Origin of the sequence: Microbacterium sp. 1.5R (assembly GCF_001889265.1) — a bacterium.
In the GTDB taxonomy this organism is placed as follows: domain Bacteria; phylum Actinomycetota; class Actinomycetes; order Actinomycetales; family Microbacteriaceae; genus Microbacterium.
The window spans coordinates 1,393,531-1,415,430 of record NZ_CP018151.1 but is presented as its reverse complement, the minus strand read 5'-3'; the positions used below and the strand labels follow the sequence as shown (position 1 = coordinate 1,415,430).

Here is a 21,900-nt window from a genome sequence, read left to right as displayed (position 1 = left end):
GGAGCGGAGTCAGATCTTGATCGGGAACGTCAGCAGGATCACGAGCCCCACGAGGGCGATCACACCGCTGAGTGCGAGGAATGTCCTGCGCCGCCAGACCGCGCTCTGGTGCTGCGACAGTGCGGCGAAGAACAGCACCAGGGCGAACAGCACCGTCAGCAGCGAATAGTCGTCGCCGCGCTGGTTGTTGGCGAGGGCCTCGTCGAATTTCGCATCGGCTCTCGCGTTGAGCTCCTCGGCCTCCCTCGTGCCCGGGGGCACGTACTCCTCCATCACGAACGGCCCCTGCGATTCGCGGTCTTCAGCGATCCAGGCGTCGAACGCGACCGTGAACTCGGGGGTGAACCGCTGCTCGATGAACTGCACCAGCTCCTGCCTGCCGTCCGCCTCCGCCAGCACCCACTCGGTGTAGATGGTGAGGTCGTACTGACGCGCGGCCTGGGCTGTCGACTGGGCCGACGCCGCCTGCACCCGGGCACTGGATGCCTGGCTGAAGGCGATCGACATCTCGCCGCCCCACTTCGACGCCTCGAATCCGCACCATGCCGTGACGACCGCGGTGATCGAGAGCAGGACGACCGTGACGATGTCGAGGATCCGCGTGGCTCTCGTGCGTTCGGGTGTCGAGTCGTCCGTCATGCGCCCATCTTCTGCGTTGATCCGTGTCGAATGCAGCGGCGCTCACCCGTCGAGGGTGAGCGCCGCCGGGGCCGGGCTAGCTCACGGCATCCGGAGCACGCTCCGCCAGAGGCTCCGACACCGGTTCGTCTCGCGGATCACGTGCCACTGGCGCGATGTCCGCGTCCCCCTCCGGCCGACGCAGCAGCTCGATGAGGATCGCGAGGACCAGCAGGCCCGCTCCGACTCCGATGACCACCCCGAACGACACCGGTCGCGTGACGATCAGCAGCGTCATCGCCGCGAGCGCACCGACGAGGAAGATCGGACCTCGGGAGCGGTCCACCCCTCGACCGAAGGCACCGGTCGTGAGGCCTCGCTTCTCGGCCGCACCGCGTACGGCCGAGAACCCGCTCTCGAGGAGTCCCCTGAACGCGACCGCCGTTCGACCCGAGCCTGCGAGCCACGCCCAGATCGCGATCAGCACACCGACGAGGGCGAGCGCGGCGATCGTTCCCGCAAGGAGCGACGTGAGCTGTTCGAACAGCGCCGTCGCCGCCGCGGCCGACATGATCGACGGGCTCACCGCGCGGATGAACACACCTCGCCCGATGCCCATGCCCGCCGTGAGCAGCAGGAACACGAGAGCGAAACCTGCGCTCGACCAGAAGAGCGCTCGAGGTCGATCGCGCATCAGCAGCACGCCGGCGACGAAGAGGCCGAGCACGAGCCACGGCAGCCAGAAGCCGCCGATGTCCGCGACCTGGTACACCGTGCGCACCAGTGCGAGGGCATCCGCCTGGGCGATGGGAATCGACCTGTCGATCTCGGGGATCACGTCGGCGAGGCCGATCCCGCGCTCCGACATCGCCTCTTTGACCCGGTCGATCACCACTCCGAGTTCGATCGTGACCGCGCCGTCGTCGCCGAGCTGCACCGCCGTGCCCGGTGCGTTCTGGATGATCGCCGTGGCCCGCTCATGGGTGAAGCGCAGCGACTGCGTCCAGATGTCGGCGAACTGGTCTGACCGCACCACATCGCGCACCACTCCGTCGATCAGCGAGATCGCGCCGTTCGCGGCGGGGCCCTCGAGCAGTGAGATCGCCGTGTCGGCGCGCGGTGGAAGCCCGAGCGACCGGATGCCGTCGAACACCTCGCCGACGACCGCCGAGATGTCGACCTGCTCGTCTATCGCGGTGGTCACCTGATCGGCGACGAAATCCTGCACATCCGGATCGGACGCGAGCGGGGCGAATGTGGCGACGAAGCGCTCGGTGTCGACCAACTGCAGACGGGCCCAGGTTCCCATCGCGGCGACGGGCGCGAGCACCACAGCCAGCACGAGCAGGATCGCACCGACGACGCTCTTCGCTCGGAATCGTCGCTTCTTCGGCGTGCGGAGTTCGTCGTTCTCCCGTTCGAGCGCGACGACGCGCTCGCGGAGCTCATCCAGTTCACTCATCCGAGTCCCCTCCGTTCTGCGTCGCTCACCCGAAGGCGGCGATGCCCTTGCCGATGATCACCACACCCAGCACGAGAAGCAGCACCGTCATGATGACGGCGTTCTCCGCCTGCAGCCAGTCGCGCAATCTGCCCAGCGGCGCGCGCAGGCGCTCCGACGCGAGCAGGAATCCGACGACCGGGATCAACACCGTCGACGACGCGAGGATCGTGTAGATCACCACCACGACGACCATGTCTCCGACACCGAGCCCCGCGCCACCCAGAGTCACGCCGGCACTGGCTCCGAGCAGCAGGTTCTTGGGGTTCAGCGCCGCGAGCAGCAGTCCGAGCCCGAGTGCCGCGAAGAACGTCATCCCGTCGATCTGCGCCATCCACTTCGGCATCTCGGGCTGTGCGCCCGGCTTCGGCCGACCCCGCCATTGGCGCACCGCCATGAGCAGCATCAGCACACCGAGGACGAGCTGCACCACCCCGAGAATCGGAGTGGCTCCGTCGCCGGACTGGTCCGGGAGGACCGACGAGAGGGCGGCGAACAGCACGGCCACGATCACGATCCCCCCGAGCCATCCGACGAGGAAGCCGACCCCTGTGGAGCGGGCGCGGGGAGACATCAGCATCAGGATGCCGGCGATCACCGGCAGCGGGCTGATCGCGATGCCCACCGCGAGCGGCAGCAGCTGACCGATCACCGGACCCATGACGTCTCCCTCTTCTCGCCCGCTCGGCCGCTCAGCTCAGCAGCTTCTGCTTCGCCGCGGAGAACTCCTCCTCCGAGAGCACGCCGGAGTCTCGCAGCGATGCCAGCTGCTGGAGCTTGGCGATCATGTCGTCTGCGCCGCCCGCAGCCGGAGGCGCAGGGGGAGCTGCGGGAGCGGCTGCGTACTGCGCCGCCGCGTTCTGGGCTGCGGCATCTATCTGCGCCTGCTGCTGGGCGGCCTCGTACTGCTGCTGCTCGTACTGTCCTTCCGCCCGCTGCTGCTGGTGACGCATCGACGCCCCCGACACCGCCGACGCGGTTCCTGCGACGACTGCTGTTCTCGCGGCGAGTCCGATCAGTCCCGGACGGCCGAATCTCCTCAGAGGCATGTCACTCTCCTTCCTGCTCGAGGATGTCCATCATGGCGTTGACGACCGGGGCGGGGATGCGGTCGGTCCGCAGCACCTCTCCCCCGGCACGTGCGAGGTTCTCGGCGAGCGCCCTCGCGAAGGCGAGCTCGAGCACGACGATCGCGGCCGAGCTGCCGGCGGGCACGAGCTCGGCGAGCATCTCGATGTCCTCGTCGCCGGCGAGGCCTGCGGCCAGCGGGTCGAGCTCGCTGAGGCCTGGCACCTCGCCCGCTTCGAGGTCGAAGACCTCGATCTCCCCGTCGTCCGATTTCGCGAGGACGACGACATCGAGCAGTCGCACCGTCCCCGCGCCTATGAGGTCGTCCAGCGCTCCGAAGATGCTCGGATCCGGATGCCTCCCCTCGAACCCGACGAGGTAGTACTCCACGGGTCCGTAGCGGAAATCATTCATCTCGTGTTCCTCTCTCTGACGGTGCGCGTGCGCTGAGCTCTTCGATCGCCGCACGATTGGTGTCGAAGACCCTCTGATCGTCGAGGATCCCCAGCTTCTTCAGTCGGTCTTCCGCCGATGCGCGCAGACGGCTGAACGACACCGTCACGACATGGGATCGCATCGACTCCATGAGGCTCTCGAACGATTCCGCCGCGGTGACATCCGCATCGGTGACCGCCTCCATGTCGATGACGAGGTGGCGCACGGCACCCGGCCCCGGCGCCTCGACCGCCGAGCGCACCGCCGTCGCGAACGCATCCGCATTCGCGAAGAACAGCGGCGCAGCCATCCGCACCACGACGATCCCGGGTGCGGTCATCGCGCCGGGTTGCGCGGCGTCGAGCAGCGATGCCGTCGGCCGATCATCGTCGGCGAGCACGTCGATCGCCGGGCTCGACGCGCGCCTCGCCAGGTTGATGAGAGCGAGCACGAAGGCGATCAGGATGCCGGGGATAGAACCGACGAACAGCGTCACCAGGAAGCACACGGCGCCGATGGCGAACTCGAACCGATCGATCCGCCATAGTGCGGCGAATTCCCTGATGCCCAGCAGCGGGAGGATCGCGACCCCCACGATCGCGCCGATCGCGGGCGAGGGGATGTCCTCGAGCAGTCCGGTGCCGAACAGCAGCAGCAGCAGTGTCCCGGCGGCGAGCACGAGCGAGGGCAGCTGAGTGCGCGAGCCCGACTGGTCCATCGCCGCGGTGCGGCTGGTCGACGACCCGACGGCGAAGCTGCCCTGGGCCCCGGCGGCGATGTTCGCGACGCCGAACGCGAGCAGGTCTCGGTTCGGAGACGTGCGGTAATGCCGCTTCTCGCCGTACGAGCGGGAGACGAGCAGCCCCTCGGCCGTGGTCACGAGGGTCAGAGCCATGGCCGACGGCACGAGCAGCAGCCACGTCTGCCAGTCGAGCACGGGCCAGGTGAGGGTCGGTGCGCCCGCAGGCACCTCGCCGAGCACGGCCACGCCACGATCCGCGAGGCCGGTGGCGAGCACCACCACGGTGGCGAGCACCATCACGACGAGCGCCCAGGGCACCGCGCTCAGCATCCGCCGACCCAGCACGAGGATCGCGACCGACGCGATGGAGATCGCAAGCGACCACGGGTTCGTGGTGCCGAGACCCCCGACGAGACCCGCCAGCTTGTCGACGAACTCGCCGCCTGAATCGATCGAGACGCCCAGCATCTTGGCGATCTGCGAGACGAGGATGTCGAGGGCCAGGCCCCCGACGAATCCGACCAGGATCGGCTTCGAGAGGAAGTTCGCGAGGAATCCCAGTTTGAAGACCGCGAGCAGCACGAACATGACGCCGCAGATGATCGCCTGCGCGAGTGCCATGGCGATGTAGTCGTCTGAGCCGGCCGCGGCGAGGCCTCCGATCGAGGAGGCGACCAGCGCCGCCGCCGCCGCGTCCGGCGAGGCGACGAGCTGTCTCGACGAGACGACCAGCACGTAGACGATCGTCGGCACGACGAGTGCGTAGAGCCCTGCGGTCGGGGGAAGACCTGCGATCTGCGCATACCCGATGTTCAGGGGGATCGCGATCGCGAGGAGCGTGACGCCGGCGAGCAGCTCGCGCACGAGGTTGTGACGGGTGACGCCGGCCAGCGGTCTCTGCACCTCGTCACCTCCGCGCTCGCGCCCTCGATGCGGGACGATGTGCCCATGCTGACATCGGTGCGTCAGCGGAGACGCCGCCGCTCACCCGAAGCGGGTGAAGGGCGCCGGTCACTCGATCGGCGGGGTCGTCTCGCTGTCCTGGCGCGGGATCCACACCTGGCGGATGACGATCAGGATCGATGCGGTGATCGGGATCGCGACGAGCGCCCCGAGCAGACCGAGAAGCGTGGCGCCGATCATCGCGCCGATGATCACGAGCACGCTCGGCACGGCGGCAGCGCGACCCATCACCCGCGGCGTGACGACGTAGGCCTCGATCTGGATGTAGGCGAAGTACGCGATGACGAAGATCAGCGCAGCCGTCGGGCTGACGAACAGCGTGGCGATGCCGCCGATCACGAGGAAGACCAGTGACCCGATCATCGGCACGAGGGTGACGAAGAACGCGGCGATCGCCAGCACCGCCGGCGCGGGCGACCCCACGAGCAGCTGGAGGACGAGCACCACGGCCGCATTGATGGACGACAGCGTGACTCCCCCGGCGACCACCCCGCCCACCGACGACGTCACCTCGTCGAGCAGTCGTGAGAAGCTCGCTCGCCGATAGGCGGGGACGAGCCGAGCGGCTGACTGCTTGATGCTCTCCAGCGACGCGACGAAGTAGAGCGTCAGCACCGAGACCATCACGAAGCTCGACACCGCCCCGATGACTCCGAATCCCGCTTTCAGGACCCCTCCCGAGATCGTCAGGAACGATGACAGGGTCGTGAGCGACTGTACCCCTTCCGCGACCACCGCCGAGAGGTCGACGCCGAGATTGCGTTCGAGATCGAGGTACCACTGGCTCTGCTGCATCGACTCGATCGTCTCGGGCGCGCCGACGACCACCGCGGCGAGCTGACGCACGATGGCCGGAACGACGACGAGCAGGATCGCGACGACGAGCAGCAGGAAGGCGACCGCGACGATCGCGACGCCGATGGGGCGGCGCACGCCACGGCGTTCCAGCGCCCGCACCGCCGGATCGAGCCCGAGGGCGAGGAAGACGCCGAGGAAGATCGACATCAGCACGGTGGAGATGCCCGCGATGGTGGCGGCGAGCGCCATCGCGAGAAGCACTCCGAGGGCGACCGCGAAACCCGAGCGCAGCGGATGCGCCGGGAGCACTCGCTGCAGACGCCCCCACCGCGACAAGGTCGTCGGCGGGGCCACAGGATCCTGCGGGTCGGTCACATCCACACGAGGACTGTATCGAGGCGTCCGGACGGGTCCGGGCGGCCGCTCGCCCGCTCCGGGTGAGGGGGCGGCGATTTCGATGATGCTCGGTGCCACTATCACCACAGACAGAAACTCAACGAGAGGAGTCTGCAATGTCCATATGGGATAGCTTCTGGGCCATCATCTGGTGGTTCTTCTGGGCTTTCGTATTCATCTCCTACCTGATGGTGCTCTTCAACATCGTCGCCGACCTGTTCCGTGACCATGCGCTGAACGGATGGCTCAAAGCGCTGTGGATCATCTTCCTGGTCTTCGTGCCCTTCCTCACCGCACTGGTGTACCTGATCGCCCGCGGCCCCGGCATGGCAGAGCGCAACGTCTCGTCCATGCAGGCGCAGCAGCACGCGGCCGACAGCTACATCCGCAGCGTCGCCGGCAGCAGCCCGAGCGACGAGATCGACAAGGCGGCCAAGCTCCTGGCCTCCGGAACCATCACCGAGGCGGAGTTCGCCTCCATCAAGGCTCGGGCCCTGGCCTGACAGCCGAGACTGGGGCGGGCGGACAGATGCCTCGCGAACTCGGGGATGTGCAGATCCTCGTCGTGAGGATCGGGTCCGACCGTCCCAGTCCTGCACTGCTCGAGTCGCTGCTGCGCCAGGTCGAGAGCAGCACGGTGCAGCTGCTCGACTTCTTCCTCCTGCATCGACGGAGCGAAGGAGGCTACGACCTCACCGAGATCGACGAAGCGGAGTTCTCGCTCGCCGGCCTGTCACTGCAGATCGCAGGCCTGGTCGGCAGCGACGACGCCCGGCGCATCGCGATGGAGCTCCCTGTCGGCGCCTGGGCAGCCGTGGTTCTCGTGGAGCCGATGTGGTTCGCACAGCTCTCCTCCGACCTCGCCCGTCTCGGCCACCCGCTCATCGGAACCTATTCCGTGTCCGCGGCGACGGCCAACGCCGTCTGGGAGCGCGCCCGTCGCCGCACCTGAGGTGTGATCACTCGCGTGCGGGACCCGCGCCTCACAGCGTGGTCCGCACGGCCTCCCGCCGCGACGACACCGCCAGCTTGCGATAGATCGACCGCTGATGGGTCTTCACGGTGTTGATGGACAGGCCCAGTTCGCTCGCGATCTCCGGGAGGGTGCGAGAGGTCTGCAGCTGCCGGAAGACGTCTCTCTCACGGTCGGACAACGAGCCGGTCACGGGACTCGCTGCATCCGATGCCAGGCATCGGCCGATGAAGTCCTCGAATTCGGAGCCATGGTGCACGTGCTCGCTGAGGAGTCGCCGGACAGCCGTCTCCCGGCGCCCGAACGGCAGACGCACGTTCTCGCCCGACGCGACCGCGATCGCCGCCTCGCACAGGTCGTGCGCCTTGTCGTGATCGCCCACGTGACGGCGCATGACCGCGGCCGTGATCAGCGTCGATGACTTGACGTACGAGACCTCCGCGAAGATGCGCATGGATCGCAGCATCTCCAACGCCGCGGCGTAGTCTCCACCCCGGCGGAGCACCCCGGCGAGCGCGACGCCGATGAGGGGGAGGTCGGGGATCGCCAGGTGTCGGCGAGCGATCCGCAGGGCTCGCTCCTCGTTTCCGACGGCCTCCTCCAGGAGTGCGATGGCCGACTCGCGGAACACGGGCCACGAGACGCCGTGGAGCAGTTCGAGGGGGATGTCCTGGACGCCGATCGCAGCCCGTCGGCATGCTGCGGCCTCGCCTCCCTCTGCGGCCGCGTACGCCAGCATCATCCGCGCGACCGCCGTGAATGACGGGTCATGCCCGCTGGTCAGAAGCACCGCCTCGAAGTGCCGCACCGCATCGCCGGTCTCACCCGCCCAGTAGGCGACCAGACCGGCTGCTGCTGAGGTGCTGCCGCCGGCATAGCCGATCGCGGCCGACAGCGCGGTGCCGGGTGCCTGGATCTCGGCGAGGGTTCTCTCCGCATCCGTGAACCGGCCCTCCCAGGTCTGGCCGAATGCGAGGTGGCCGAGCGCCCGCTTCCACAGCCCCACCTCGCCCGAGCCCTCGATCTCTCGGGCTGCGGCGCCGAAGTACTCGGCCGGAAGCGTGGGGTTGGTGGGATGCCGGATCTCCGACCATCCGATGAGGTAGTTGACGGCGGCGCGGTCGACCATGAGCTCTTTCGAGCTGGCGAGCAGCGAACGCAACGTGGAACCCGCCGACATCGCGTGCTCGCGGTCATCGGCGACGAACAGCTGTGCGATCGCGAGGGTCGTCGAGCATCCTCCCCCGGCGCGCTGGTGTGCGGCCTCGGCGCGATCCAGCAGCTCGCGGGCGAGATGATGCTCGCCCAGCACATCCGTCGCGCAGGCCCGGACGGCGAAGATCTCGGCGTCGTCCGGGTGATAGCCCAGCAGGACGGTGGCGAGGCGCTCGACCTCGGCCGCGCACACTCCCATGACCAGACGCATCCAGTGGCGCATGAAGGTGGCTCTGGCCCCCGTCGGATCGTTCGCCCGCAGCGAGTGCGCGACCGACATCAGCGGATCGGTGGCCTCCCAGAACTGCGCCACGCGTCTATGACGCTCGGCGCTGCGCTCGGGATCCTTGCGAGCGATCTCGATGCACTGCCGGGCGAACGAGCCATGCCAGCGGTAGACGACACCGTGCGGCGCCTCGAACCGGTCGAGGAAGAGCCCGAGCCTCACGCAGTCGTCGAGCAGCGACGCCGCATCGGCACGCCCGGTCACAGCGCTCGCGAGGTCTGGCGTGAGCTCATGACAGATGGCGGCATCGAGCACGAACTCTCTGGTCTCGTCAGGCAGCGCGCTGAGCACGTGGTCGCGCACATAGTCTCCGAGGAACGCGGATGCCGTGGCGGCGTCGGATGAGGGGCGCGCCCCGCCGATGGCCACGAGCTTCACGGCGATCGGCCATCCGTGCGTCTCACGCAGGATCGTCTCCGCATCCAGTCCGGAAGCGCCGACGCCCTCGATCCGCTCGATCTCGGACCGCGTGAAGCGCAGGGTGTCGGATCCGACGAAGGCGCCGGGGTCCATCAGATGCTCCCGCGACAGCGTGATGTCCAGAAGGGTCGTTCCCACGAGCATGAGGTGGAGATTGTCCGGCGGCTGTTCGGCCAGCAGTCCGAGAAGTCCGTCTCGCCAGTGCTCACCGGCGCGCTGCGCATCGTCGATGACGAGATGCACGATGTCGTCGACCGTGTCGAGGCCCTCGCAGATCTCGGCGTAGGCACGCATCGGGTCGACGAGACCGCGTGTGAGGGCGAGAGAACGTCCCGCTCTCTCTCCGCCGACGATCAGCGCATCGACCACTCCCTGCGCGAGTACGCCGGGTTCGGCATCCGATGGGGTCAGGGCGAGCCAGGCGAGTTCGTCGGCGCCGGATGCCCATTCGGCGACCGCCGTCGTCTTGCCGTATCCGCTCGGAGCGCTGACGACGCTGAGATGCCGTCCGCTCGCCGCCTCGACCAGCGCATCGTTCACTCGCGCTCGCCGCACGCCTCCCGGTTGTCGTTCCGGAGGGCGGAAGCGCACAGCGGGTACAGGACGAGACAGGCGCGTGGGGGAGGCCATGCCCTCAACCTAGCGATGGCCGGTATATCGGACAAGAGCGTGTCTCCCTGACGATCACCAGTCGGTGGGAGCGATTCCACGTCGCCACGTCACCGACGACGCCGTCCCGCGAGCCCTCACCCGCATGGGGTGAGAGACACACCATCCGCGCCGTCCTCGGTGCACTCTGAGATCAGCGCGCCGGACCGTGCGCGGGGAGGTTCGCGATGACGGATGGGGCCGACCATGGGTGAACTGCTGGTCACACTCATCCCCGTCGCGCTCGGAGTCGTCCTGAGCCCCTTGGCGATCATGGCTCTGGTGGCCGTGCTGCTCTCCCGACGAGCGAGTGCGAACGGCATCGCGTTCCTGATCGGGTGGGTCGTGGGGCTCGCCGGCCTTCTGGCGCTGGCTCTCTGGCTCTTCGGCGTCTTCGAGGTGCACGGGCTTCGCGAACCGCCGCTCTGGGTGCCGATCCTCCGTCTGGTGATCGGACTGTTCCTCGCGGGCGCCGCCGTCTGGGTCTACCGCAAGGGCTCTGCGCGCATCCGTCAGATGGCCGCCGCATCCTCGCCGCAGCAGGTGGTCGCGGCCGCTCCGCAGCTGCCGGGGTGGCTGCATGCCGTCGAGACGTTCCGGCCCGTGCGCACCGGATTCCTCGGGCTGGCGCTCTTCGTGCTGAACCCCGTCGACGCGTCCTGCGCCATCATCGCAGCGCTCGACATCTCGCTCGCGCAGGTCGGCGACGACGCGGTCTGGGTCGCCCTGGCGTTCGTGGTCGTCGGGACGTTGCCCATCGCGGTGCCCGTGTTCTACGTCGCGATCCGAGGCGAGCGCTCGCAGCCGCTGCTCGACTCCGCCCGACGATGGGTCGCCGGAAACACCCACGTGATGAACGCCGCTCTGCTGCTCGTGATCGGCGCCCTCCAGCTGCAGAAGGGCATCTCAGGGCTCCTATGAGCGAACGAATTCGTTGCGTCATGACGCACCATGACTCGCCCCGATCCACTTCGGGTCGGCCGGCTGCACTGCTCGGGAACACCGCGTTCCCGAGAGACGAAGGAGGCAGAGATGGTCCGTGAATTCCAAGGGAAGATCGAGCTCGACGTCCGCGATTCGCAGGCGGACTGGGACGCCTTCCTCGCCTCGCCGCCGCCACAGGGGGCGCCGAACGTGTTGGTGGTGCTCTACGACGACACCGGTATGGCCGCGTGGTCCCCCTACGGAGGCAGGATCAACATGCCGACCATGGATCGGCTGGCGAAGCACGGTCTGACGTACTCGCAGTGGCACACGACGGCACTCTGCTCCCCCACGCGTTCGACCTTTCTCACGGGCCGGAACCACCACCAGAACGGCTTCGCCACCATCTCGGAGTCGTCGACCGGATTCCCGGGGTACAACTCGCACATCCCCGAGTCGAACGCGACCATGGCACATGTCCTCCGCGACGCGGGTTGGGCGACCTTCTGGGTGGGCAAGAACCACAACGTCCCGATCGACGAGTGGACCGCGGGGGCGTCGAAGAAGCACTGGCCGCTGGCGCAGGGCTACGACCGCTTCTACGGCTTCATCGGCGGCGAGACGAACAACTGGTATCCCTCGCTCGCCGAGGACAACCATTACATCGATCAGCCCTATCTGCCGGAGCAGGGCTACCACCTGTCGAAGGACCTCGCCGATCAGGCGCTGACGATGATCCGAGACGTCAAGCAGACCGAGCCCGACAAGCCGTGGTACCTCTGGTTCTGCCCGGGTGCCAACCACGCTCCCCACCACGCCCCGCAGGAGTACATCGACAAGTACAAGGGCGCCTTCGACGACGGCTACGACGCCTATCGCGAATGGGTGCTCGCCCGGATGATCGAACGCGGCATCCTGCCGGAGGACACCGAGCTCACCGCGTTCAATCCGATGCCGGACGGCACGTTCAACCCCACCGACGAGGTGCGGCCCTGGGACACGCTGAATGACGAGGAGAAGGCGATGTTCTCGCGGATGGCCGAGGTCTACGCGGGATTCAGTGAGTACACCGACTCGCAGATCGGACGCATCGTGGACTATCTCGAGGATTCCGGTCAACTCGACAACACGCTGATCCTGTACTGCGCCGACAACGGGGCATCCGGTGAAGGCAGCCCCAGCGGATCGGTCAACGAGGGCAAGATCTTCGGCGGCTACCCCGACGACGAGGCGGAGAACCTGCGGATGGTCGACAAGCTCGGCTCTCCCGAGACGTACAACCACTACCCCACCGGCTGGGCGGCCGCCTTCTCGACGCCCTACAAGATGTTCAAGCGTTACACCTATCAGGGCGGTGTCTGCGACCCTCTGGTGATTCACTGGCCCGCCGGAATGCGGGCGCGTGGCGAGGTGCGGCACCAGTACCACCACTCGACTGACATCGTGCCGACCATTCTGGAGGCGTGCGGGGTGCAGTTCCCCGACGTGTACAACGGCGTCGAGCAGACGCCGCTCGCGGGGGTCTCGATGACCTATTCATTCGATGCGGCCGCCGACGGGCCGACCGAGAAGCACACGCAGTACTACGAGATGCTCGGCCAGCGCGGCATCTGGCACGACGGGTGGAAGGCCGTCGCCGTGCACGGCCCCATGGCCGGCACGAGCGGGTTCGAGAACGACGAGTGGGAGCTTTATCACACGGATGTCGACCGGGCGGAGGCCGTGAACCTGGCGGCCGAGCACCCGGATCGTCTCGAGGAGCTCAAGGCGCTCTGGATGGAAGAGGCGAAGGCCAACGATGTGCTGCCCCTGAACGACCTGCAGATCATCGGCAACCCGAAGGACTTCGAGACCTTCGTCGCGATGGAGTTCCACCAGCCGGCGCCGCCGTCCGGACGTTTCGTGTACTACCCGGGCACGACCGAGGTGCCGGAGCGCTCTGCGGCGAACACGCACAACGTGTCGTACAAGATCGCGGCCGAGATCGAGTTCACGCCCGAGACCGAGGGCGTCATCTTCGCCCACGGCTCACGGTTCGGCGGCCATGCGCTCGTCGTGAAGGACGGCGAGGTGCATTACCTCTACAACTTCCTCGGGATCCCGCCGGAGGATCGCGTCTCCGCTCCTGCGCCGACCTCCGGCAGACACATCATCGGCGTGGAGTTCACCAAGGAGGGCATGGGCGAGCACCGCGAGGGCGTCGGTCCGGTGAAGCTGTACATCGACGAGCAGCAGGTCGGCGAGAAGAGGATCCGGACCGTGCTGGGACACTTCTCGCTCTGCGGCGAGGGACTGACGATCGGCCGTGACAGCGCCGACCCCGTCTCGTCTCTGTACGGCTACGGGTTCGACTTCACCGGAGGCGAGATCGCGCAGGTGGTGTTCGACATCGCTGATGACGCCTACCTCGACCTGGAGGCGCATCTGGCCGCGGCGATGGCCAGGGACTGACGGAGCGCGCACCCGGGATCTCGGCATCCCGGGTGCGTTGCCCCTCGCAGGATAGGTTGTGCACAATTTAATCGCGTGCAATACTCGAGGTATGGCCGTGACCGATGAGATGGTGTGCTTCTCGCTGTACTCCGCCGCCCGAGCGACGACGCAGGCGTACCGTGCCCTCCTGGCCCCGTGGGGTCTGACCTACCCGCAGTACCTCGTGCTCGCGATCCTCTGGATGGAGGGCGAGCAGACGATCGGCTCGCTGGGCGACGCCATGCAGCTCGACTCCGGCACCCTCTCCCCCCTGGTCCGCCGCCTCGAGCAGGCGGGCTACGTCGCGCGGGCCCGCAGCTCGGCCGATGAGCGCGTCGTCACCGTGCGCCTGACCGACACCGGCATGGCTCTGCGCACTGAAGTCGCTCCGGTTCATACCAAGATCGCCGCCCTCGCCGGAATGCAGGACGACGACCAGCGTCACCGCCTGATCACCGAGCTGCAGGAGCTCACCGCACGCCTGCAGCTCGCCGACTGACCCCAACCCGCAACCCGGAAGGAGTCCACACGATGGACGCTCTCTACACCGCCGAAGCACTCGCCACCGGAGCCGGACGAAACGGCCGCGTCACCACAGGCGAGGGCCGACTCGACCTCGACCTCGCCATCCCGAAGGAGATGGGCGGCAGCGGCGACGGCGCCAACCCCGAGCAGCTGTTCGCGGCCGGGTACGCCGCCTGCTTCCACTCCGCGCTGCAGACCGTCGCGCGTGCGCAGAAGGTGAAGATCACCGATTCGTCGGTCGGGGCCCGCGTGCAGATCGGGTCGAACGGCGAGGGCGGATTCGGCCTCGCCGTGCAGCTCGAGGTCGTCATCCCCGACCTTCCGCACGAGCAGGCTCAGGCGCTCGCAGACGCCGCCCACCAGGTCTGCCCGTACTCCAACGCGACGCGCGGCAACATCGACGTCGCGATCACCGTCTCCGACGACTGATCCCGCTCGACCTCCACCACGACCGATCCCACAAGGAGAACATCATGCGCGCCCTCACCCACGAGACCTTCGGCGAACCCGAAGAGGTCCTCACCGTCACCGAGCGTCCGACGCCGGAGCCCGGCCCCGGCCAGGTCCGACTGAAGATCGTCCTCTCCCCCATCCACAACCACGACCTGTGGACGATCCGCGGCACCTACGGGTTCAAGCCGGAGCTCCCGGCAGCTTCGGGCACCGAGGCTCTGGGAATCGTGGATGCTCTCGGCGAGGGTGTCGACGATCTCTCCGTCGGTCAGCGCGTCGCGACGGGCGGCACCTTCGGCGCCTGGGCGGAGTACGTCGTCGCGAACGCCGCGGGCCTCATCCCCGTGCCGGAGTCGCTCAGCGACGAGAGCGCCGCGCAGCTCGTGTCGATGCCGTTCAGCACCATCAGCCTGCTGCACTTCCTGGGCGCCGAGAAGGGCGACTGGATCGTCCAGAACGCGGCGAACGGCGCGGTCGGTCGCATGCTGGCACAGCTCGGCGCCGCTCGTGGCGTCAACGTCATCGGGCTCGTCCGGCGCTCGGCCGGGGTCGATGAACTGCGCGAGCAGGGCATCGAGAACGTGGTCTCCACGGATGCGGACGACTGGCGCGAGCAGGTCGCCGCGATCACCGGTGGCGCGCACGTCGCCTTCGGCATCGACTCGGTAGGCGGCTCGTCGGCCGGCGACGTCCTGTCGCTCCTCAGCGAGGGTGGCACTCTCGTCGCGTTCGGTGCCATGAACTCCCCCACGATGGAGATCGCCTCGGGCGACGTCATCTTCAAGCAGGCGACCGTCAAGGGCTTCTGGGGCAGCAAGGTGATCCAGACCATGGATGCCGGCACGCGCGGCGCCCTGTTCGGCGAACTGATCCAGCGCGTCAGCGACGGCACGCTGACCCTGCCCGTCGCCGGCGTCTTCGATGCGGCGGATGCCGCAGAGGCAGTCCGCGCAAGCAACACCGCGGGCCGGGTGGGCAAGGTCCTCCTGCAGTTCTGACCTGGTCAGGCGCAGGGCGGTCGGATTACTTGACAGCGGCAATTAATGCCGCCTACGCTGACGGTGACATCGAGATCGATCGAACACACCGGAGTGCGATGACCGACACCCTGCGCCTCACCTGGGACGCCCCCGCCACCCGCTGGGAGGAGGCGACGCCCCTCGGCAACGGCCGCATCGGGGCGATGGCGTTCGGCGGCTCCGACGGCCACTATCAGCTGAACGACTCGACGATCTGGTCGGGAACGCCCGACGGCCCCGCGCGCGCATTGCAGAAGGTGCGTGACGGGGGTGCCGGTCCCGAACGGCTCGCGGCCGTCCGTGAGGCCCTCGCTGCCGCCGACGTGCGCCGGGCGGAGGAGCTGCTGATGGCGTTCGAGGGCCCCTACTCGCAGGAGTTCCTCCCTCTCGCCGATCTGCTCGTGCGCGTGGCCGATGCTCGATCGGATGAGACCGTCCCCGCTCGCGTCCTCGATCTCGACAGGGCGACCCTCGTCGAGTCACTGCGCACCCCCGCCGGCCGCGTGACGCGACGGTCCTGGGTCTCGGCTCCGGCTCGCGCCCTGATCATCGAGCTCACCTCGGACCACGAGTTCGAGACCACCATCGAGCTGTCCACCCCGCTCCGCGGTCGCGTCGTCGACGCGTCCGACGCGCTCGTGCTGGATGTGCAGGTTCCGATCGACGGCGCCCCGCTGCACGAGGACTCCGTCGACCCCCTGCGCTATGCCGACGACGATGCCGAGTTCGACGCCTACGCGGCCGTCGCCGTCTCCCTCGACACGGATGGCGAGGTGGGTCGCCGCGACGATCACACCGTCGTCCGCCATACCCGCCGCCTGCTGATCGCCCTGTCCACTTCGTCGCGCGCCGGGTCGTGGTGGGCCGACGCCGACGGGGACTGGCGGACCGCCTCACGCGAGGCGATCCGGGATCGCGCACGAGAGAGGGCGGAGGCCGCGGCTCAGCGCGACGCCTCGTCTCTCCTCGCCGAGCACGTCGCCGACCGGCGCCGCATGACTCGGGCGCGATTCGCGATCGGCAGTCGGCGTGAGGGCGAGTGGAGCGTCGATCGCGACGTTCTCCGCGGCTCCGACCCCCTGCTCCGCGCGACGATCGCCGCCGAATTCGGGATGTACCTCCTCGCGTCGAGCTCTCGTGCCGGCAGCCCTGCGGCCAACCTGCAGGGGATCTGGAACGACCAGCTGCAACCGGCCTGGTCGTCGAACTACACGATCAACATCAACACCGAGATGAACTACTGGGCGGCGCCGATGCTGCTCGATCCTGATGTCCTCGAGCCGTTGATCTCCCTCGTCGAGCGCCTCGCCCGCACCGGCTCCGACACCGCCAGGGAGCTGTACGGAACGCGCGGATGGGTCGCCCATCACAACAGCGACGTCTGGGGGTGGAGCCTGCCGGTCGGCGACGGGCACGGGGCGGCGAGCTGGGCGATCTGGATGATGGGCGGAGTCTGGCTCACCCACAACCTCTGGGACGCGTACGAGTTCGGTGGAGACGATGAGCTGCTCCGCGCTCGCATCTGGCCGCTGATGCGGGGCGCGGTGGAGTTCTGCCTCGACTGGCTGACTCCGGGCCCCGACGGGCACCTGCACACCTCGCCGTCGACGGCCCCCGAGAACTCCTATGTGGCCGCCGACGGTCTGCCGACGCCGCTCGGCCTGACCGCGACGTCGGATCTCAGCCTCATCGGCTCGCTCTTCGAGCGCGCGCTCGTCGCGATCCGCCGACTCGGCATCGACGACGCACTGGAAGCCGAGGTGCGCGAGGCGCTGGCAGCCCTCGCTCCGTTGCGCATCGGCTCCGACGGCCGACTGCTCGAATGGTCCGAAGAGGTCGACGAGCATGAACCGCTGCACCGGCACCTCTCCCCCGTGGTCGGACTCTTCCCGCTCGACCAGGTGACGCCCGAGCGGACTCCGGAGCTGTTCGACGCGTCTGTGGCGCTCATCGACGCACGCGGGCCGGGAGCCATGGGCTGGTCCTGGGCGTGGAAGGTGGCACTGCGTGCCAGGGCACGGCAGGGCGACATCGCCGCGTCGCTGCTCGAGGAGGCGCTGACGCCGTTCGACGGCGACGCCACGCGGCACGGGCCCGTCGACGGCTCGGAGTGGGGAGGCCTGCTCCCCAACCTCTTCAGCACGCATCCGCCCTTCCAGATCGACGGCAACCTGGGATTCCCCGCCGCGATCACCGAGATGCTCGTGCAGAGCCACGGCGGCACAGTGCGTCTGCTTCCCGCGCTCCCCGCATCCTGGACCCACGGAGACGTCCAGGGCATCGCCGTGCGACCTGGCCTCGTGCTCGACCTCGCCTGGGCGGACGGGCGGGTGATCTCGGGTGCTCTCCGCAACCCCGGCGAGCGCGACAGGGAGGTCTCCGTCTCGAACGGCGAGCGGGAGGCGATCATCGCTGTGCCGACGGGCGCTCGGATCGATTTCGCCGATCATGATCTTCTCTTCTCCGCGTCGGCCGACCAGGAGGAGTCCCGTGCGCGGTGAGGTGCGTGATGTCGTCGCCCCCACCACGCAGACCGAGCCTGATGACTTCGATGCCTTCTGGGCGGACACGATCGCTCGCACTCGGAGCTTTCCGCTCGACCTCTCCGTGACCCCGATGCCCACGCGTCTCACTCAGATAGACGTGTACGACGTGTCGTTCCGCGGGTACGGCGGAACACCGGTCCATGCCTGGCTGCGCGTGCCGCACGGTGCCACGGAGCCCCTCCCCGGGCTCGTGCAGTTCTTCGGCTACGGCAACGGCCGAGGTCATGCCCTGCGCGATCTGCGGTGGGCTGCCGCGGGCTACGCGCACCTGGTGGTGGACGCGCGGGGACAGGGACACGGCGACACCGATGACGATCATGCCGACGGCGGTCCGTCGGCCGGCGGCTTCCTCACCCGCGGCATCCGCTCGCCTCAGGAGTACTACTACCGCAGGGTGTATGCGGATGCCGTGCGAGCCGTCGACGCGCTCCGCGCCGTCGACGTCGTCGACGCGGATCGCGTGGGCGCGGTGGGCGCGAGCCAGGGAGGCGGAATCGCGCTCGCGATCGCCGGCCTGGTCCCCGACCTCGCCGTCGCGATCGTGCAGGCACCTTTCCTCTGCGAACTCGACCGGGCCGCCACGCTGAGCACCGAGCACCCGTACACCTTGCTCACCCAGTACTTCGCGGATCGGCGCGGCGACGCCGCAGCGGCTCTCGAGACGCTCCGATATTTCGACGGGATCAACCACGCGAAGCGTGCGACGGCCCCGGCTCTGCTGAGCTCGGGACTCCTCGACGGCATCGCGCCGCCCGAGACCGTGCTGCCCGCATTCGCCGCGTACGGCGGCCATAAGACCGTGGTCCTGTGGCCGCACAACGGGCACGAGGCCGGCGGAGACCTCGACGAGGAGAACGCCCTGGAGTTCGCGGCCGAGCACCTGGGCCTGCACAGCCGACCGCCTCACGGCGGATTCGCTACGATAGCCGACACGACACGAAGGACCTGATGGACCACGACACCGCAGCGCGAACCACCCTGATCCGCTCGGCGTCCGACGCGGGATCACGGGTCTTCGAGACGATCCTGACGCGCAGTCCCATCAGCCGGATCGACATCGCCCGCCAGACGGGGCTCTCCCAGGCCGCCGTCACGAAGGCGGTGGCCCCGCTCGTCGCGGCCGGCCTCGTCGACGCGCCGCCCGCCTCGCATCGCGACGGCACCCCCGGACGCCCGGTGAGCCCTGTCTCCATCGTCCTCGAGTCGATGGTCATGATCGGCGTCAAGGTCAACGTCGACGAGATCATCGCCGTCGCGACCGATCTCGCCACGACCGTGCTCGCCAGCACTCGTCGTGCGCTTCCCGCCGACGATCCGCACACCGTCATCGACGCCATCTCCGACGTCGTCGCCGCGCTCGCGGCCGAGCTCGGCGAGAGCGCGTCGGCCATCGCGGGAGTCGGAGTGTCGGTGTCGGGTGACGTCGACAGCATCACCGGGATCGTGCGCGAGTCGAACATCATGGGGTGGGCGGACGTGCCGCTCGGCGACCTGCTCCAGGAGCGCCTCCCCTGGCCCGTCACGCTCGAGAACGACGTGCACGCGCTGACGATCGGAGAGCACTGGTTCGGTGTCGGGCTCGGCACCGCCTCGTTCGCGATCGTCACCATCGGACGCGGGATCGGCAGCGGACTGCACCTCAACGGAGAGGTCGTGAGCGGCGCGTTCGGTGTCGCGGGCGAGATCGGGCACCTGCCGCTCGCCGATCCGGCACTCGTGTGCCCGTGCGGGCGTCGCGGCTGCGTCGAGGCCGCCGCCTCGACCGGAGCGATCGAGGCGGCGGTCTCCGGTGCCCTCGGCCGGCCGGTCGCGATCGATGAAGCCGTGGCTCTCGCCCACGCCGGAGACGCCGACGCCGACGCCGCGTTCCGCGAAGCGGCCCGCCTCATCGGCACGGCCATCGCCACCCTCGTGAACCTCACCGGTCCCGAGGTCGTCATCATCGGCGGCGAGGGCGTCTCGGACTTCGACCTGTTCGAGAAGACCCTGCACGACGCGTTCGAGGCGCACGCGTTCGGCGCTGCGGCGCGCTGCCGCATCCTGACCCGTCCGCACACCTTCGAGGACTGGGCGCGAGGCGCATCCGCCGCCGCCATCCAGTCGCTCGTGCGCTGACCGTTCGGGACGAGCGGAAGAGAAGGGGACGGATGCCATCGGCATCCGTCCCCTTCTCGCGCCCAGCCCGCCACGGTCCGCAGCGCAGAGATGCGCGGGACGGATGATCCGTCCCGCGCATCCCGTGTCGATCAGAGTGCGTCGTACGCGGTCTGCAGCAGCTCCAGGTAGCGTGCGAGCCCGAGGCCCTCGATGTCGGCGACGTACGCGTCCCACGCGCCGTCGTCCGTGATGTCGCGCTGCCCCGTGACGAACTCCGCCTGAGCCTGCGTGATGTAGGTGGCGATGTTCGTCTGCAGCTCCGCGAGCTCGGCCGAGGTCTCGAGGTCGGGCCACAGCTTCTCGATCGGGAAGATCACGCTCTCGTCGGGCTGGAAGGGCTCGTACTCCTGCGTCGCGTAGAGCAGACGTCGCTCGTATCCGTCGGGCGTGTAGATGTCCTCCGGCACGACCTGGGCGTTGCGGAACTCCAGCGAGTCCCAGTACTGCGACATCGAACGCCACGCGGCGTTGGAGGTCTCGTCATACGTGATGGGACGGAATGTCGGCTCGAGCTCGGGGTCGAGCGCGAGGTCGCCGTCGACCGCGGGCACCCACGCCTCCCCCTCCGGTCCCATCGACGCGCGGATCTGGCCCTCGTCCGTCGCGAGGTAGTCGAGCAGCTTGATGGCCTCGATGCGCTCGTCCTCGGTCGACTTGTTGGTCAGCGCGAACGTTCCCACCGGATTCACCGGCGACCGCCACGTGGCGAGCTGAGTGCCGTCCGGACCCGCGATCGGCGCGACCGCGTCGTAGTTCTTGTCACGTCCGTCAGGAGAGTCCGCCGAGACGAACACGTACGGGTGCAGCGTGACGGCGGAGCCGAGGATCTGCGCGTCCCCGCTGTCTCCGAGCGCCTTGAGGGCGTCGCCGTTCTGCGTGAACGCCCCGGTGTCGAGCAGCCCTTCCTGCGCCAGCGACGTGATGTACTCCAGCCCCGCCCGCCAGCTGTCCGAGGTGGCGTTCAGCGCGACCTCATCGCCGTCGAGCACGAGAGGCGGCGGGCTCGAGGGTCCGCCGACCGGCGCATAGGTGAAGGCGTTCATCAGATAGTTGATGATCGGCTCCGACGCCGAGCCGCTCAGCGGCACCTCGTCGGCGGCGCCGTTGCCGTTCGGGTCGCCGTCCTTGAAGGCGCGCAGCACCGTGCGCAGCTCCTCGGTGGTGGTCGGCTGCTCGAGTCCCAGGGCGTCGAGCCAGGTCGTGTTCATCCAGAGCTTCGACGGGTAGCTGCAGTGGAAGCACTCGCTCCACTGGGTGATCGCGTAGATGTGGCCGTCAGGCGCGGTGACCGACTGCTTCCAATCGGGCTTCTCCTCGAATCGCTCGGCGAGGTTGGGGGCGTATTCGTCGATGAGGTCTTCGAGGGGCACGAGCACCCCCTGCTGCCCGTACTTGAGGATCTCATTGCGCGAGAATCCGTCGACCCACGGCACGAGGAAGTACGCGTCGGGGTAGTCGCCGCTGGCGAGCGAGATCTGTCGCTTCTCCCCCGCGACGCTGCCGTCGTAGGTCGTGGTCTGCCAGTCGAAGTCGATGTCGAACTTCTTCTCGACCTCCTGGGTGAACAGATTGTCCTTGAGCGAGCCGTTCTCGCCCTGCGGGCCGAATGCGACGAGCTGGCCGTTGTCGTCGCTCGCCGGGGTGCAGGCGGCGAGCGCCAGTCCCGTCGCGACGACGGTGACCGCCGCGATCGCGCCTCGTGTGATGCAGTGTGTCATTGCCGGAATCTCCTTTGACCGGT

The 21,900-nt window shown here is 68.4% G+C and carries 19 protein-coding genes; 10 read left to right on the top strand and 9 right to left on the bottom strand.

The window, feature by feature from the left end; translation table 11 throughout:
* Positions 1–9 precede the first annotated feature (9 nt).
* From BMW26_RS06580 to BMW26_RS06550, 7 genes are all read right to left on the bottom strand, one after another.
* On the bottom strand, positions 10–639 hold the full coding sequence (locus tag BMW26_RS06580; protein ID WP_053095729.1) for a hypothetical protein: 630 nt from the start codon (positions 637–639) through the stop codon (positions 10–12).
* A 76-nt stretch (positions 640–715) separates the two neighbouring features.
* Complete coding sequence (locus BMW26_RS06575) at positions 716–2,080, bottom strand: hypothetical protein (RefSeq protein WP_072591092.1); 1,365 nt, start codon at positions 2,078–2,080, stop codon at positions 716–718.
* A gap of 25 nt (positions 2,081–2,105) precedes the next feature.
* Positions 2,106–2,780, bottom strand: a complete 675-nt coding sequence (locus BMW26_RS06570; protein WP_072591091.1) for a GAP family protein — start codon at positions 2,778–2,780, stop codon at positions 2,106–2,108.
* Positions 2,781–2,811: 31 nt separating this feature from the next.
* Complete coding sequence (locus BMW26_RS06565; protein ID WP_053095727.1) at positions 2,812–3,168, bottom strand: SHOCT domain-containing protein; 357 nt, start codon at positions 3,166–3,168, stop codon at positions 2,812–2,814.
* Between the two features lies 1 nt (position 3,169).
* On the bottom strand, positions 3,170–3,601 hold the full coding sequence (locus BMW26_RS06560; RefSeq protein WP_053095726.1) for a DUF6325 family protein: 432 nt from the start codon (positions 3,599–3,601) through the stop codon (positions 3,170–3,172).
* A complete protein-coding gene (locus tag BMW26_RS06555; RefSeq protein ID WP_072591090.1) occupies positions 3,594–5,267 on the bottom strand; it encodes a SulP family inorganic anion transporter in 1,674 nt (557 codons plus the stop codon). Before BMW26_RS06555 ends, BMW26_RS06560 begins: the two co-directional genes overlap by 8 nt.
* 108 nt (positions 5,268–5,375) lie before the next feature.
* Complete coding sequence (locus tag BMW26_RS06550) at positions 5,376–6,506, bottom strand: AI-2E family transporter (protein WP_083569313.1); 1,131 nt, start codon at positions 6,504–6,506, stop codon at positions 5,376–5,378.
* A 131-nt stretch (positions 6,507–6,637) separates the two neighbouring features.
* Here BMW26_RS06550 and BMW26_RS06545 point away from each other — a divergent pair, with 131 nt between their 5' ends.
* Together BMW26_RS06545 and BMW26_RS06540 are read left to right on the top strand one after the other, a co-directional pair.
* On the top strand, positions 6,638–7,024 hold the full coding sequence (locus tag BMW26_RS06545) for an SHOCT domain-containing protein (RefSeq protein WP_053095723.1): 387 nt from the start codon (positions 6,638–6,640) through the stop codon (positions 7,022–7,024).
* Positions 7,025–7,050: 26 nt separating this feature from the next.
* Positions 7,051–7,473 (top strand): DUF6325 family protein, encoded by a 423-nt coding sequence (locus BMW26_RS06540; RefSeq protein WP_053095722.1) that lies wholly within the window; start codon positions 7,051–7,053, stop codon positions 7,471–7,473.
* 31 nt (positions 7,474–7,504) lie between these two features.
* On the opposite strand, the gene BMW26_RS06535 is transcribed toward BMW26_RS06540, so the two are convergent.
* Positions 7,505–9,955 (bottom strand): LuxR C-terminal-related transcriptional regulator, encoded by a 2,451-nt coding sequence (locus BMW26_RS06535; protein WP_072591088.1) that lies wholly within the window; start codon positions 9,953–9,955, stop codon positions 7,505–7,507.
* 315 nt (positions 9,956–10,270) lie between these two features.
* Between BMW26_RS06535 and BMW26_RS06530 the strand changes: the two genes are divergently transcribed.
* The 8 genes from BMW26_RS06530 (at position 10,271) to BMW26_RS06495 (ending at position 20,117) form a co-directional block, all read left to right on the top strand.
* Positions 10,271–10,984, top strand: a complete 714-nt coding sequence (locus BMW26_RS06530; protein WP_072591087.1) for a GAP family protein — start codon at positions 10,271–10,273, stop codon at positions 10,982–10,984.
* 111 nt (positions 10,985–11,095) lie between these two features.
* Positions 11,096–13,438 (top strand): arylsulfatase, encoded by a 2,343-nt coding sequence (locus BMW26_RS06525; RefSeq protein ID WP_072591086.1) that lies wholly within the window; start codon positions 11,096–11,098, stop codon positions 13,436–13,438.
* Positions 13,439–13,529: 91 nt separating this feature from the next.
* Positions 13,530–13,958 carry a MarR family winged helix-turn-helix transcriptional regulator gene (locus BMW26_RS06520; RefSeq protein ID WP_053095719.1) on the top strand — a complete coding sequence of 143 codons (429 nt, stop codon included), beginning with the start codon at positions 13,530–13,532 and terminating at the stop codon, positions 13,956–13,958.
* Between the two features lie 32 nt (positions 13,959–13,990).
* Positions 13,991–14,413, top strand: coding sequence for an organic hydroperoxide resistance protein (locus BMW26_RS06515; RefSeq protein WP_053095718.1), 423 nt, complete (start codon positions 13,991–13,993; stop codon positions 14,411–14,413).
* Between the two features lie 44 nt (positions 14,414–14,457).
* Positions 14,458–15,435, top strand: coding sequence for a zinc-binding dehydrogenase (locus tag BMW26_RS06510; RefSeq protein WP_072591085.1), 978 nt, complete (start codon positions 14,458–14,460; stop codon positions 15,433–15,435).
* A gap of 98 nt (positions 15,436–15,533) precedes the next feature.
* Entirely contained in the window at positions 15,534–17,957 is a 2,424-nt protein-coding gene (locus BMW26_RS06505) for a glycosyl hydrolase family 95 catalytic domain-containing protein (protein WP_083569310.1), read from the top strand.
* Positions 17,947–18,951 (top strand): acetylxylan esterase, encoded by a 1,005-nt coding sequence (locus BMW26_RS06500; RefSeq protein ID WP_198032393.1) that lies wholly within the window; start codon positions 17,947–17,949, stop codon positions 18,949–18,951. The genes BMW26_RS06505 and BMW26_RS06500 overlap by 11 nt, the downstream gene beginning before the upstream one ends.
* Complete coding sequence (locus BMW26_RS06495; RefSeq protein ID WP_083569309.1) at positions 18,951–20,117, top strand: ROK family transcriptional regulator; 1,167 nt, start codon at positions 18,951–18,953, stop codon at positions 20,115–20,117. Before BMW26_RS06500 ends, BMW26_RS06495 begins: the two co-directional genes overlap by 1 nt.
* 131 nt (positions 20,118–20,248) lie before the next feature.
* Here the strand turns inward: BMW26_RS06495 and BMW26_RS06490 are convergent, their stop codons facing one another.
* A complete protein-coding gene (locus tag BMW26_RS06490) occupies positions 20,249–21,877 on the bottom strand; it encodes an extracellular solute-binding protein (RefSeq protein WP_072591083.1) in 1,629 nt (542 codons plus the stop codon).
* Positions 21,878–21,900 lie beyond the last annotated feature (23 nt).